The following is a 12,918-nucleotide window of genomic DNA, read 5'->3' as shown; positions in this document are numbered from 1 at the left end:
CCGGAATATCAGCTCGCCCGCGCCCAGGCGTACCGGTGTTCCGGGCGCCCGGTGTCGCCGTACTTCAGGGTGAGGCTGATGTGGCCGGCGCGTTCGAGGTGCTTGAGGTAGCGCTGCGCGGTGGAGCGGCTGACCCCGGCGCGCTCGGCGACCTCGTGGGCGGAGAGCGGCAGCCCGGCCTCGTCCAGGATGCGGCGGATCAGGTCCACGGTGGCCGCTGAGTGCCCCTTGGGCAGTTCGCGGTGCGGGGAGTCCGGGGTGCGGAGCGCCGCGAAGATCCGGTCCACCTGCTCCTGACCGGCCTCGCCCCGCCCGCCGACGCCCTCGACGGTGCGACGGAGCGCGGCATAGCCGTCCAGTTTGGCCCGCAGCCCCGAGAAGCCGAACGGCTTGACCAGGTACTGCAGGGCGCCGTACCGCATCGCCGCCTGCACCGTGGCCACGTCCCGGGCCGCGGTCACCATGATCACGTCGGAGTGGTGCCCCATCTGCCGCAGCCGCCGCACCAACGTCAGACCCGTCTCGTCCGGCAGGTAGTGGTCGAGCAGCACCAGGTCGACGTGGTGGCGCTCCAACGTGGCCAGCGCCTGGGCCGCGGTGTGCGCGCGCCCCACGACCCGGAAGCCGGGCACCTGCGACACGTAGGCGGCATTGATCTCCGCGACGCGGAAGTCGTCGTCCACGACAAGGACATCGATCACGGTGACTCTCCTGTGGCCGTGAGCTGACGGGGGGCGGACGACGGGAGGGCGGCGGGCGGGCCGCCGCGGCCCACGCGGTCGGGCGTCAGGGCTTCGGGCAGGACGACCGTGAAGACCGCGCCGCCGCCCGCGCGGGCGGTGACCCGGGCCATCCCGCCGTAGCGCTCGGACAGCCGCCGCACCAGCGCCAGACCGATGCCCCGGCCCCGGGACGCGACGGTGGCGGGCTTGGTGGACCAGCCCTCGGCGAAGATCCGCTCGCGCATCTCGGGCGGCACGCCGGGCCCGGTGTCGCTGACCCGGACGACCGCGGTGGTGCCCTCGGCGCGCAGCTCCACCTCGACGAACGGTTCGCCGTCGCGCCGCTCGACGGTGGCGTCCAGCGCGTTGTCGATGAGGTTGCCCAGGACGGTGACCAGGTCGCGCGGGTCCACCACCGCGTCCGGCAGCAACGTCGCGGGCGACATCCGCAGCGACACACCGCGTTCGGCCGCGATCGCCGCCTTGCCGACCAACAGCGCGGACAGCAGCGGGTCGTGCACCCGCTCGGCGATCTGTTCCGCGGACGCCCGGTGGGCGCTGGCCACCTCGGCGACGAACTCCACCGCCATGTCGTACCGGCCCAGTTCGAGCAGTCCGCGCACCGTGTGCAGCTGGTTGGCGTGCTCGTGGTCCTGGGCGCGCAGCGCGTCCAGCAGGCCCTGGGTGCTGTCCAGTTCCCGGCCCAACAGCTCCAGTTCGGTACGGTCCCGCAGGGTCACCACCGCACCGCCGTCCCGGGTCGGCACGCGGTTGGCGACCAGCACCCGGCCGCCGCTGACCGCCAGCAGGTCGCCGCCGGCGACCCGACCGGCCAGCACGTCGGTGGTGCGGCCCGGCGGCAGCACCTCGTCGAGATCGCGGCCCGCAGCACCCGGGCCGAGGCCCAGCAAACGCCCCGCCTCGTCGTTGACCAGCCGGATCCGGCCCCGCCCGTCGAAGGCCACCACGCCTTCCCGGATGCCGTGCAGCATCGCCTCCCGCTCGTCCAGCAGCGCCGAGATGTCGGCGGTGGCGACGCCGTGCGTGCGGCGCCGCAGGCTGCGGGCGACCACCACGGCCGCCAACACCCCGGCCGCCAGCGCCGCGCCCGCGTACCGCAGCAGGCCCGGGATGGCGCGCAGCAGCAGCCCGTGGACGCTGTCGTAGGCGATGCCGACCGAGACGGCCCCGACGATCGCGCCGCTGTCGTCGCGCAGCGGCACCTTCGCGCGGGCCGACCGGCCCAGCGTGCCGGTGTCGATCTGGCGGACCTCCGCACCGGCCAGGGTCCGGCTGGGGTCGGTGGAGACGTGGTGGCCGATCTCGGCGACGTTGGTGTGCGACCAGCGGACCCCGCGGGTGTCCATCACGACGATGTACAGCGCCCCCGTGGCCCGCCGGATCCGCTCCGCGGTGGACTGCACCGGGCCGCGGGCGGCCGGCGCGGTGGCCGTCACGTCGCGGGCCAGCTCGGGGTCGGCGGCGGCGGTCTCCGCGATGGCCAGGGCCCGGCGCATCGCCTGGTCGTCCAGGGAGTGGCTGAGCGGGGCCAGGAACAGGCCGGTGGCCAGCACCGTCACCCCGGTGGTGATGACCAGTTGCGCGGTGAGCACCTGCGCGAAGACACGACGGGGCCAGTGGATCCGCATGCGGTCCCCCTTGTCTCGGCCGCCCTCCGCACGCTGCGGAACCGACACTGCTGTGTGCTGACGTTCGTTGTTCATGACGCTCTTTGTTGATCTCGGGTAAACGCAACGTAAGCCGCCATGGCCCGGCTGCCCAGACCCCGTGGAACTTTTGTTGTTCTAGCGTGAGCAAAATGGGCACAACAGGGTTTGCGCGCAGAACGACTGCTTGCGCCCACAAGGCTGCCGCCCGGGCCCGGCTCGCTCCTAGCCTCCCGGTCCATGAACAGCCACACCAGCCCCGCCATCGAGCTACGGGGCGCGAGCAAAACCTTCCGCACCCCCTCGGGCGGACTGCACACCGCCGTCCGGGACCTGGACCTGACGGTCGGCCGCGGCGAGTTCGTCGCCGTGGTCGGGCCCACCGGATGCGGTAAGTCCACGACCCTGACCCTGGTCAGCGGCCTGGAGGAGCCCACCGAGGGCGATGTGCTGGTGGCCGGCGAGCCGGTCCGCGGCATCGGCGACAAGGTCGGCTTCGTCTTCCAGCAGGACGCCGTCTTCCCGTGGCGCACCGTGCTCTCCAACGTCATGGCCGGCCCCCGCTTCCGCGGCGTGCCCAAGGCCGAGGCCAAGGAGCGGGCCCGCGAATGGCTCGCCCGGGTCGGCCTGGCCGCGTTCGAGGACCGCTACCCGCACCAGCTCTCCGGCGGCCAGCGCAAGCGCGTCGCGCTCGCCGCGACCTTCGTCAACGACCCCGAGATCCTGCTGATGGACGAGCCGTTCTCCGCGCTCGACGTGCAGACCCGGGCGCTGATGTCCGACGAACTCCTCGACCTGTGGTCCGGCACCGGCGCCTCGGTCGTCTTCGTCACCCACGACCTGGAGGAGTCCATCGCGCTGGCCGACAAGGTCGTGGTGATGACCGCCGGCCCCGCCACCGTCAAGGAGGTCTTCACGATCGACCTCCCGCGGCCCCGCCGGGTCGAGTCGGTGCGGCTGGAGCCGCAGTTCATCGAGATCTACCGGGAGATCTGGTCCTCGCTCGGCGAAGAGGTCCGGATCACCCGCGAAAGGGGTGCCGCCGATGTCGCCTGAGACCGTCACCGCACCGGCCGCGACCACGTCCGGCACCACGGGGGAGCGCAGCGAGGCCCGCGCCCGCGCCGCCCGCAACCACAAGCTCCTCGTCTACGGGACCCGGGCCGCGCTCCTGGTCGGACTGCTCGGCCTGTGGGAGTGGCTGGCCCGCGCCGCGGTCATCGATCCGTTCAACTTCTCCATGCCGTCGAAGATCTGGGACCAGATCACCCAGTGGGCCGTCAACGGCACGCCGCAGGGCACCCTGTGGGAGCAGGTCTGGTACACGCTCTACGAGGCGCTGCTCGGCTGGGTCATCGGCGTCATCGGCGGCGTCGTCCTGGGCATCGCGCTCGGCCGGATCCGGTTCCTGGCCGATGTGCTCGGCCCGTACATCAAGGTGCTCAACGCGCTGCCGCGGATCGTGCTCGCGCCGATCTTCCTGATCTGGTTCGGTCTCGGTCCGGCCTCGAAGGTGGCCTCCGCCGTCGTCCTGGTCTTCTTCCCGGTGTTCTTCAACGCCTTCCAGGGCGCCCGCGAGGTCGACCGCAACCTGGTGGCCAACTCCCGGATCCTGGGCGCCAGCAACCGTCAGGTCACCCTCCAGGTCGTCATCCCCTCCGCCACGTCCTGGATCTTCACCAGCCTGCACGTCAGCTTCGGCTTCGCGCTGATCGGCGCCATCGTCGGCGAGTACATCGGCGCGACCAAGGGGCTGGGCCTGCTGGTCTCGGCCTCCCAGGGCACCTTCAACGCCGCCGGCGTCTACGCCGCCATGGTGATCCTCGCGGTCGTCGCCCTGCTCGCCGAAGGACTGCTGGCCTTCCTGGAGAGGCGCCTCTTCCGCTGGAAGCCGGCCGACGCCGGCGACGCCCGCTGACCCCACCGCCGCCCCCCCGCACCCGCACCGCCCCACCTCACAAGGACGTGACCATGCGCACCCACTTCAAGACCACGGCCGCGGCCGCCGCCGCGGTGCTCGCCCTGACCGCCCTGACCGGCTGCGGCGGCGGTTCCGCCGGCGGTTCCGCGGGCGCTGACGACGGCCGGATCCAGATCATGGTGGGCGGTCTGGACAAGGTCATCTACCTGCCGGCCCGCCTCACCCAACAGCTCGGCTACTTCAAGGCCGAGGGCCTCAACGTGACCCTGCTGACCGAACCCGCCGGCGTCCAGGCCACCACCTCCCTGGTCTCCGGCGACGTCCAGGGCGTCGTCGGCTTCTACGACCACACCCTCGACCTCCAGGCGAAGAACAAGCAGGTCGAGTCGGTGGTGCAGCTCGCCCACGCGCCCGGCGAGGTGGAGGTGGTCGCCAACAAGGCCGCGTCCGAGCTGACGTCGGCCAAGGACTTCAAGGGCAAGAAGCTGGGCGTCACCGGGCTGGGCTCGTCCACCGACTTCCTCACCAAGTACCTGGCGGTCAAGAACGGCGTCCAGGTCAACGAGTTCACCCCGGTCGCCGTCGGTGCCGGCCAGACCTTCCTGTCGGCGCTGGAGCAGGGCTCCATCCAGGGCGGCATGACGACCGACCCGACCGTCGCCCAGGTCGTCAACAAGAAGATCGGCAAGGTGCTCATCGACATGCGCACCCCGGAGGGCTCCAAGGAGGCGCTGGGCGGCCCCTACCCGTCCTCCAGCCTCTACATGAACACGGACTGGGTGAACAGCCACAAGGACACCGTCCAGAAGCTCGCCAACGCCTTCGTCAAGACCCTCAAGTGGATGTCCACGCACACCCCCGAGCAGATCGCGGAGAAGATGCCGGCGGACTACGCGCAGGGCGGCAAGGAGCTCTACGTGCAGGCCATCAAGGACACCCTGCCGATGTTCACCAAGGACGGGGTGATGCCGGCGGACGGCCCGGCCACCGTCGAGCGCGTCCTCAAGGCGTTCAACCCCACCCTCAAGAACGCCACCATCGACCTGAACAAGACCTACACCACCGAGTTCGTCAAGAAGTGACGGGGCATCAGGCAACGCCGTCGGGCTGACCCCCGCCGGGACCGGGCGCGCAGCGACGCACCCGGTCCCGGCGGCCCGTCGACGGCGCTCACACGAAGTTGACCCCGCCCCGCACCAACAGCGGATCCTCCACCAACTGCCACAGCGGCACCGCGTAGTTGCCCCGCCCGTAGCGACCGCCGCAGTGCAGCCCCAGCACGCGGTGGTCGACGAGGTCGATGACCGGCGCACCGCTGGTGTCGCCCAACGTGGAGCAGTCGTGCCGCAGCACGCTCCCGTCCGCCGCCAGACCGGTCGCCGTCCCCGGCTGGAGCCGCTTGACGCCGTAGACGTCCAGGAAGATCCGCCGCATGGGCTCCGGTTCGTTGCGGCGCCCGTCCCAGGCCGGATAGCCGACGCAGTACACCGGCCGCCCCGGCAGGTCCGGCGGCGCGTCCGCGGCGACCGCCAGGGGCGGGGGCAGCGCACTGCCGCCGAGGTACGGGGCGATCCGCAACAGGGCCAGATCGACCTCCTCGTGGATCCCCAGGACCTCGACGACCTCGTACGACGGACCGCCGTCGAGCGGCTCCGGACCGCCCGCGCACTCCTCGCCCACGTCGAGGGCGGCACCCAGGCCCTGCCGGAAGACCCAACTCCCGCCCGCGCGGCGGGCGAACTCCACGGCCACGTGCCGGTTGGTCATCACCGTCTCCGGCCCGACCAGGAAGCCCGTCCCCAGCCAGTCCAGACTCAGGTGCCCGGAGACCTCCACCCGGCCGACCCGGACCAGTGACTGCCGGATCGCCGCCCGGTGGACCTCCAGCACCGCCCAGTCACCCTCCTGCGGGGCGAAGTCCTGCCGCCGCACGGGGAGCGCCGGGCGCCCTTCGAGCAGGACCAGCGCCGCCATCCCGAACGACTCGTCGTCGCCGATGTCGTCGGCCCGTCCCCGGGCGAGCTTCTCCAGGCCGCCGGCGCCGGCCAACAGCACCCGGGTGCGCTCCTGCCGGGCGCACTGGGCGATCCGCCCGGCCGCCCGCTCCTCGGCGGGCAGCGCCACCGCGGACTCGGGCTCCTCCCAGGACAGCCGGTCCCGTACCCGCGCCGCCACCGCGCGCAGATCGGAGAAGACCCGCTCGGGCCCGGTCGCCACCGGTGAACGGCTGGGCTGGTCCATCTCGTCCTCCTCCGTCGCGTCGGCGGCGCGGTCAGCCCTCCGGGAGCCCGGCCGCCCCGCGGCACCGCTCGTCCCGGACCGGTTCCACCGTCGCGCACACAGGAGGCCCGGCGGGTCCCGTGCCCACCGGGACGGGACCGCGCCGGGCGACCGCTCACTGCGACGGGTAGATGTCGCCGCTCCGCATGGCGCTCTCCTGCTCGCTCCGGCTCTCCAGGCGGCGGGACTTCTCCTGGAGCCGCTGCCGTTCCTTGGGGTCACTGGTGCGCTCCGCGGCGTCGGCCAGTTCCCGGGCCTTCTCGCGCATGTGCTGAAGGCGTTCGCGTGTCTCGTCCGATCCCATGACCGTTCCTTCTCGTCCCGTGCCGATCCCCGGCGTCCCCGGTGGCGCGTCGAACCCGCCCGCCCGGTGAGCCGCTGCTACCAGCGAAACAGGGCCCGCGGCGGTCGGCACCTCGAAGCGCGTCGCGCTGCGCCGCCGGCCCGGAGAGGGTCCGGCGGCGGAAGCGCATAATGGGGGCCAGGTAGGGAACCAGCCCGTCCGGAGGTGGATCCCCGATGGCCCCTCTGCTCCTCGTCCTGCTCCTCGTGCTGCTCCTCGCGGGCGCCGGCCTGGCCGTGAAACTGCTCTGGCTCGTCGTGCTCGCCCTGGCGGCCGTCGCGCTGATCGGCTTCCTCCTCCGCCCGTCGGGCCCGCGCGGCACCCGGGGCCGCCGCCACCCCCGGTAGGGGCGCTCCGATGCCCGCCATCAAGGCCCGCAAAGCCCGCGACACCACCGCGACCATCGGTGGTGCACCGTGCTGGGTGAGCCTGATGACGCACGACGTGGCGGGCGCACAGGACTTCTACGGCAAGGTCCTGGGCTGGCAGTTCCGGCCCGGCAGCCTGGGGGCCGAATTCTGTTCCATCGCCCTGGCCGCGGGCCAGCCGGTCGCCGGGATCGGCACGCTGACGTCCCAGCGGCACGTCCCCGTCGCCTGGACCCCGTACTTCGCCGTGGACAACGCCAACGACACCGCCGCCCGGATCCGCGAGCGCGGTGCCACGCTCGCCGTCGGCCCCCTCGAAGTGGGCAAGGGGCGCGGCGCCCTCGCCGCCGACCGGGACGGTGCGGTGTTCGGACTCTGGGAGGGCCAGACGCTCTCCTGGTCCGTCGGGCAGGGCGGGGCACCCATGTGCCTGGAGCTGCGCACCCGCGACGCGTTCGAGTCGGCGATCTTCTACGGCGAGGTCTTCGGCTGGGCCCCCGACCGGCCCGGCGGCTGCGACATCAGCTACGAGCACGACGAGGTGATGGTCCGCGACGAGGGCGGGCACACCGTGGCCGCGCTGCGCGGCGGCGCCGTCGAAGCCGCCCCCGACCCGCACGTCCGCCCCCGCTGGCACGTGTACTTCCCCGTCCACGACATCGAGGAGGTCACCGCCGCCGCGGTGGCCGCGGGCGGGTTCGCGCTGCCGGTGACCCCGATGGTCGACGGCGGCGGCTGCGAGGCCGTGATCCGCGATCCCCAGGGCGGGCTCTTCACCGTCGCCACCTTGCAGGCCGCCCCGGGCGTCCGCTAGCCCCCGGCGAACGGCCCGGCGCGGGGCCGCCCCGCCCCGCCGACACGCCCGGTCGTTCCCCTGCCCCGCGGCGTGTCTCCACCAGATGGCCCGCCTGCATTGGCGCGCGCGGCCAAGAGGGACGTTGGCTGAACCACAACAGACACAACCGGCACGTAACAACGCGCCATGACCACGCCCGATGAGCGCCGGCACCTCCGGTGCGGACGCTCCCACCCCGTTCAGTGGAGTAGCTACATGTCACCTGAACCAGCTCCTCGTGGGGGCCAAGCCGATCTGTCCCCGACGGAACACGGCGAACACGTTCCGCCCACCCGCCAGGAGAACGTCTCGTTCCGCACCCTCGTGTGGACGGCCGCCACCACGAGACCCGTGGAGGAAGTCGCCGCTCTCGTGGAACTGCTCAAGCGCAGCGGCGACGACCCCAACCCCGGCGACGAAGCGTTGCGGGTGGCGGCGATGACCCGCCCGGTGAGCGAGGTCGGGCCGCTGCTCGCCCTGCTCGGTGAGGCCCCGCACACCGCGGAGGCGAGCTACGAGGCCCTGCGCGCGGCCGCCGTGGGCCGTTCCGTCGACGAGGTCGCCCAGCTGATCAAGCTGTTCGACCGGGCCCAGGACGGCCAGGTTCCCAGCCCGGAACCTTCGGACGGCGACCCGTACCACGACAGCCACGCCGACACCGCGAGCATGGCCACCACGTCCCTGCCGGTCCACAACGACCCCTACGCGGACCCCTACGGCGACCCGTACTCCGACCCGTACGGCCACCCGGGCTCCGACCACGGCTACGGGGCCCAGGGCTCCGACCACGGCTACGCAGCCCAGGGCTCCGACCACGGCTACGCAGCCCAGGGCCCCGGCGGGGGCGAGTCGGCGATGCAGGACACCCCGCCGCGGCCCCAGCGCGCCCCCTGGCCGGGCGCCAACGCGCCGCACGGCGGCTGGCCGGGGCACGGGGCTCCCACCCAGCACGGGCCGGCGGTCGGCGGCGTGCTGCGGTCCGTCCTGCGCTGGCCGGCCGCCGCGGCACTGGCCCTGTGCGGGCTGAGCCACCTCCCGCTCGGCGCGGCGGAGACCCAGGGCGGTGCGTCGGACGCCCTCTCCATGGCCATCGCCGTGGTCTACCTGCTGCTGGCCGGCTTCCTGGCGGTGCGCGACACGTCCGCCGTGTGGATCGCCAGCGCCGCGGCCGCGGTCACCGTGATCGTCCTGCACGCGCTGTCCCGTGCCGGTGTCCTGGTGCCGCTGCGCAGCAGCCTGGGCAACGCCTCTACGTGGCCGGAGCTGTTGGCCGTCGCGCTCGCGATCGTCAGCGCCGGCCTGGCCGGCGCCGCGCTGCTGCTGCGGCCCCGTCGGGTGAGCCCCGCGACGGCCGGTGTGTGAGCGGCGCGCGGATGCGGCGGCCGTCCCCCCGGGGGGGACGGCCGCCGCATCGTGGGTCCGAGCCGACGGCGGGCCGGTGCGCCCCCGGCTACCCGGCCCGCTTCCCGACCGCGCCCGCCAGACCGTCCAGCACGCGGTCCAGCCCATAGGCGAACTTCTCGTCGCGGACGGTGCGCAGGTCCGTCCCGCGCAGCGCCGCGTACCGCTCGCGCAGCCCGGGGTGGGCTGCGGCGGCGGCCTCCGCGGCCGGCCACAGATCCGCCGTCCAGTCCTGCTCGCTGCGGCCGCTGCGGGCGAGCGTGGTCAGCCAGGACGCCTCGCTGATGCTCACCCCGATGACGTACCCGGTGAGGGTGGAGACCGCGAGGTCGGCCTCGTCCGCGGGCAGTCCGGCGGTCTGGAAGAGGCCCAGCATCCCCTCGGAGACCCGCATCACGTTCGGCCCTAGCTGCGACATCCCGACCTCGCCGAGCACCGAGGCCATCCACGGGTGTGCGAGGAGGGTGGCCCGCAGGCTCTCCGCGCACCGGGCGGCGTGGGCGCGCCAGTCGGCGGGGGCGCCGGCCTCCGGCACCACGATTTCGCCGTAGACCTCGTCCACGACCAGTTCGATCAGCTCGTCCTTGTTGGCGACGTGGGAGTAGAACGAGGTGGCCCCGGCGTTCAGCCGGGTCCCCAGACGCCGCAGGCTCAGGGCGCCGATCCCCTCCTCGTCGAGCAGGCGGACGGCCTCCGCCACGATCTGACTCCGGCTCAGTGCGGGCTGGTCGCGCTTCCGCCGTTCCGGCCGGGTCCACACCGACGCGATGGGCTGCTTGTCGTTGGCCTTGCTGGCCGCCATGACCGGCTCCTCTCTTCCCGCCTCAGGGTAGCCCGATCCGTACGCCGTGCGTGCTTGCGAACAGTGTGCGGCCTCCGTACAGTGTTCGGCATAGCGCACGGCGTGCGGAAAGGGTGGAGCATCGTCACCGCACCGCCGGCACACCGACGTCACAGTGGGGGAGAGACCATGAACGAGAACCTGGGCCGCGAGGGGGCCGCGCGCACGGAGGCCGGGGAGCCGACGCCGGACGCGGCGACGTTCGACCGCGTCCGCTGGCAGGCCCGCCTCGACGCACTGCTGCGGCGCCACCGCGTCCCCGGTGCCGCCCTCGCCGTCCTCGTCGACGGGGAGGTCCACGAGGTGGCGAGCGGGATCCTGCACCGCGAGACCGGCGTGCCGACGACCACGGACTCCGTCTTCCAGATCGGCTCCGTCAGCAAGGGCTACACCGCCGCACTGGTGATGCAGCTGGCGGACGCCGGGAAACTGGACCTGGACGCCCCCGTGATCGACGTGCTGCCGGAGTTCGCCGTCGCCGACCCGGAGGTCACCCGCACGGTCACCGTCCGGCAGTTGCTCAACCACACCAGCGGCATCCAAGGCGACCACGTCAACGACACCGGCCGGGGCGACGACTGCCTCGCCCGCTACGTGGCGAGCGCCCGGACCGTGGGGATGACCAACCCGCCCGGCGCCACCATGTCCTACTCCAGCACCGGCTACAACGTCCTGGGCCGCATCGTGGAGGTGCTCACCGGCAGCACCTTCGACGACGCGCTGAAGGACATGATCTGCACCCCCCTCGGGCTGACGCACACCATGACCCTGCCCGAGGAGGTACTGCGCTTCCGCGCCGCCATGGGGCACATGGGCGAACCGGGCGAGGACCCGGTGCCGACCCCGCGGTGGGACATGCTGCCCCGCTCGGCCGGCCCGTACGGGGGGATCAGCGCCACCGCCGCCGACGTGGCCCGCTTCGCCCGGCTCTTCCTCGACGGCGGCACCGCACCGGACGGCACGCGGGTGCTCTCGACCGAGGCCGTCGAGGCCATGCTGACGCGCGAGGTCGAGATGCCCGACCAGTGGTTCCTCGGCGCGCACTGGGGCCTGGGCTGGGGCCTGTTCGAGTGGGACGGCGTCCGCGGCTTCGGCCATGACGGCAGCACCTTCGGGCAACTGGCCTATGTGCGCGCGCTCCCCGAGAAGGGCCTGGCGATCGCCCTGCTGACCAACGGAGGGGCGGCCGCGCCCAAGGTCTTCGACGCGCTCTGCCGCGAGCTGACCGCCGAGCTCGCCGGGCTGGCCGTGCCGGAGTTCGCCCCGCCGGAGCAGCAACCGACCGTCGACCCGCGGCCGTTCACCGGCAGCTACCCCCGCGAGGGGTTCCTCATGACCGTCACCGACCGCCCCGACGGCGAAGGCGTGCTCCGGCTGACATACGAGGGCGCCGACGGCCTGGCGGGCACCTTCGACCCGCTCCACTGGAACCTCGTCCCCGTCTCGGACACTCCGGCGAAGACCGTCTTCGCCGGCCGCCGCAATGCCGACGACGGGTGGATACCGGTGGTCTTCTACGCCCTCGCGGACGGCTCCCGCTACGTGCACTTCGGCGTGCGGGCCACGGCCAAGGCCGGGTGACCCGCCCGGGACGGGATGCCGGGTCCGGGCGGCGACCGTCCGGACCCGGCGGACCTCACGCCACGCTGTCGGCCAGCTCGCGGACGCCCCGGGTCCGTGCGCAGTGCGCGCAGCAGAAGAAGCGGCCGCCCGCCTCCAGCCCGTGCCCGAGGATCCGGCACCGGCAGTTCTCGCAGGTCGGCGCGAGCAGGTGCGCGGCGCACTCCACGCAGTCGAAGGAGTGCACCGCGCCGTCGATGTGCACGTCGAACCCTCGCGCGTAGTCGTTCCCGCAGACCTCGCAGACGGTCATGGCGGTCCTCCGTTCCGCGGCTCCGTCGAAGGCGCCGGGACCGCGGAGCCGCCGCCGGCCACCGGCGTGCCGCACCCCTCCTCCATCGTCGCACCGCCCCCGGTGGCCCGCAGGGGCCCCGCACGGGCCTCATTCCGACGACGAGTAGCGGTGCAGCACCCATGCGGGCAGCACGAACCAACACACCACGAACCACAGGACCAGGCCCGCCACCACCCACGGCGCGGCGCTCTCGTTCAGCGCCAGCCGCAGGATCAGCAGCAGCGCCGAGGCGACCGTGCCGAGCAGCAGCACCACCCCGACCAGCGCCAACCGCGACGCCCACAGCACGGTCTGCGGCTTCAGGCGGTGGCCGGTCACCAACCGGTGGAAGGTCACCGTCCCCACCAGCGCACCGGTGGTCGCCGCGCCCAGGAGGACGGTGGTCACGTAGATGGTCCGGTCCGTCGCGTCGAGCACGGCGAACCGCGGGGTGAAGACGACGGTGAGCAGGAAGCCGAACAGGATCTGCACGCCGGTCTGAATGACCCGCACCTCCTGGAGCAGCTCGCTCCACCGACGGTCGGCGCGCTGCTCCGGCGTCTCGCTGCGGCCCCGCCCCCGGTCCGGCTCGGGACCGCTCGCGTCCTGACGTCGACCGTTCAGCGCGACTCCTCCGCGTCCGCCG

The 12,918-nt window shown here is 73.1% G+C and carries 14 protein-coding genes; 7 read left to right on the top strand and 7 right to left on the bottom strand.

What is annotated here, in order from left to right:
- Positions 1-8: 8 nt before the first annotated feature.
- Both ACJ6WD_RS20260 and ACJ6WD_RS20255 read right to left on the bottom strand, forming a co-directional pair.
- Positions 9-701 carry a response regulator gene (locus tag ACJ6WD_RS20260; protein ID WP_233657523.1) on the bottom strand — a complete coding sequence of 231 codons (693 nt, stop codon included), beginning with the start codon at positions 699-701 and terminating at the stop codon, positions 9-11.
- The gene (locus tag ACJ6WD_RS20255) at positions 698-2,371 is read right to left on the bottom strand and encodes an ATP-binding protein (protein WP_407616288.1); all 1,674 of its coding nucleotides are present in this window, start codon (positions 2,369-2,371) and stop codon (positions 698-700) included. The genes ACJ6WD_RS20260 and ACJ6WD_RS20255 overlap by 4 nt, the downstream gene beginning before the upstream one ends.
- Before the next feature lie 258 nt (positions 2,372-2,629).
- Here ACJ6WD_RS20255 and ACJ6WD_RS20250 point away from each other — a divergent pair, with 258 nt between their 5' ends.
- From ACJ6WD_RS20250 to ACJ6WD_RS20240, 3 genes are read left to right on the top strand one after another with little or no spacing between them, the layout of a single operon-like run.
- Entirely contained in the window at positions 2,630-3,445 is an 816-nt protein-coding gene (locus tag ACJ6WD_RS20250) for an ABC transporter ATP-binding protein (RefSeq protein ID WP_016578249.1), read from the top strand.
- Positions 3,435-4,307: an ABC transporter permease gene (locus ACJ6WD_RS20245; RefSeq protein WP_016578250.1), complete on the top strand. Its 873-nt coding sequence runs from the start codon at positions 3,435-3,437 to the stop codon at positions 4,305-4,307. The genes ACJ6WD_RS20250 and ACJ6WD_RS20245 overlap by 11 nt, the downstream gene beginning before the upstream one ends.
- A 53-nt stretch (positions 4,308-4,360) precedes the next feature.
- Positions 4,361-5,392: an ABC transporter substrate-binding protein gene (locus ACJ6WD_RS20240; RefSeq protein WP_233657521.1), complete on the top strand. Its 1,032-nt coding sequence runs from the start codon at positions 4,361-4,363 to the stop codon at positions 5,390-5,392.
- Between the two features lie 88 nt (positions 5,393-5,480).
- On the opposite strand, the gene ACJ6WD_RS20235 is transcribed toward ACJ6WD_RS20240, so the two are convergent.
- Positions 5,481-6,551: a serine protease gene (locus ACJ6WD_RS20235; RefSeq protein WP_331246356.1), complete on the bottom strand. Its 1,071-nt coding sequence runs from the start codon at positions 6,549-6,551 to the stop codon at positions 5,481-5,483.
- Between the two features lie 154 nt (positions 6,552-6,705).
- A complete protein-coding gene (locus ACJ6WD_RS20230) occupies positions 6,706-6,894 on the bottom strand; it encodes a DUF6381 family protein (RefSeq protein WP_016578226.1) in 189 nt (62 codons plus the stop codon).
- Between the two features lie 215 nt (positions 6,895-7,109).
- On the opposite strand from ACJ6WD_RS20230, the gene ACJ6WD_RS20225 reads away from it, so the two are divergent.
- From ACJ6WD_RS20225 to ACJ6WD_RS20215, 3 genes are all read left to right on the top strand, one after another.
- On the top strand, positions 7,110-7,280 hold the full coding sequence (locus ACJ6WD_RS20225) for a hypothetical protein (RefSeq protein ID WP_038517599.1): 171 nt from the start codon (positions 7,110-7,112) through the stop codon (positions 7,278-7,280).
- A gap of 10 nt (positions 7,281-7,290) precedes the next feature.
- Complete coding sequence (locus ACJ6WD_RS20220; protein WP_233657518.1) at positions 7,291-8,115, top strand: VOC family protein; 825 nt, start codon at positions 7,291-7,293, stop codon at positions 8,113-8,115.
- A gap of 237 nt (positions 8,116-8,352) precedes the next feature.
- A complete protein-coding gene (locus tag ACJ6WD_RS20215) occupies positions 8,353-9,498 on the top strand; it encodes a hypothetical protein (RefSeq protein ID WP_407616287.1) in 1,146 nt (381 codons plus the stop codon).
- 88 nt (positions 9,499-9,586) lie between these two features.
- On the opposite strand, the gene ACJ6WD_RS20210 is transcribed toward ACJ6WD_RS20215, so the two are convergent.
- Positions 9,587-10,339, bottom strand: coding sequence for a TetR/AcrR family transcriptional regulator (locus ACJ6WD_RS20210; protein ID WP_016573665.1), 753 nt, complete (start codon positions 10,337-10,339; stop codon positions 9,587-9,589).
- A 168-nt stretch (positions 10,340-10,507) separates the two neighbouring features.
- On the opposite strand from ACJ6WD_RS20210, the gene ACJ6WD_RS20205 reads away from it, so the two are divergent.
- Positions 10,508-11,959, top strand: coding sequence for a serine hydrolase domain-containing protein (locus ACJ6WD_RS20205; protein WP_407616286.1), 1,452 nt, complete (start codon positions 10,508-10,510; stop codon positions 11,957-11,959).
- 55 nt (positions 11,960-12,014) lie between these two features.
- On the opposite strand, the gene ACJ6WD_RS20200 is transcribed toward ACJ6WD_RS20205, so the two are convergent.
- Both ACJ6WD_RS20200 and ACJ6WD_RS20195 read right to left on the bottom strand, forming a co-directional pair.
- Positions 12,015-12,251, bottom strand: coding sequence for a hypothetical protein (locus ACJ6WD_RS20200; protein WP_037632079.1), 237 nt, complete (start codon positions 12,249-12,251; stop codon positions 12,015-12,017).
- Between the two features lie 129 nt (positions 12,252-12,380).
- Positions 12,381-12,896 carry a DUF6328 family protein gene (locus tag ACJ6WD_RS20195; RefSeq protein ID WP_233657587.1) on the bottom strand — a complete coding sequence of 172 codons (516 nt, stop codon included), beginning with the start codon at positions 12,894-12,896 and terminating at the stop codon, positions 12,381-12,383.
- Between the last annotated feature and the right edge of the window lie 22 nt (positions 12,897-12,918).

The sequence above is a fragment of the Streptomyces sp. VTCC 41912 genome, assembly GCF_045799175.1.
Lineage (GTDB): Bacteria > Actinomycetota > Actinomycetes > Streptomycetales > Streptomycetaceae > Streptomyces > Streptomyces albulus_C.
Note: the sequence above shows the minus strand (reverse complement) of the source record. Positions and strands in the feature narration are given on the sequence as shown.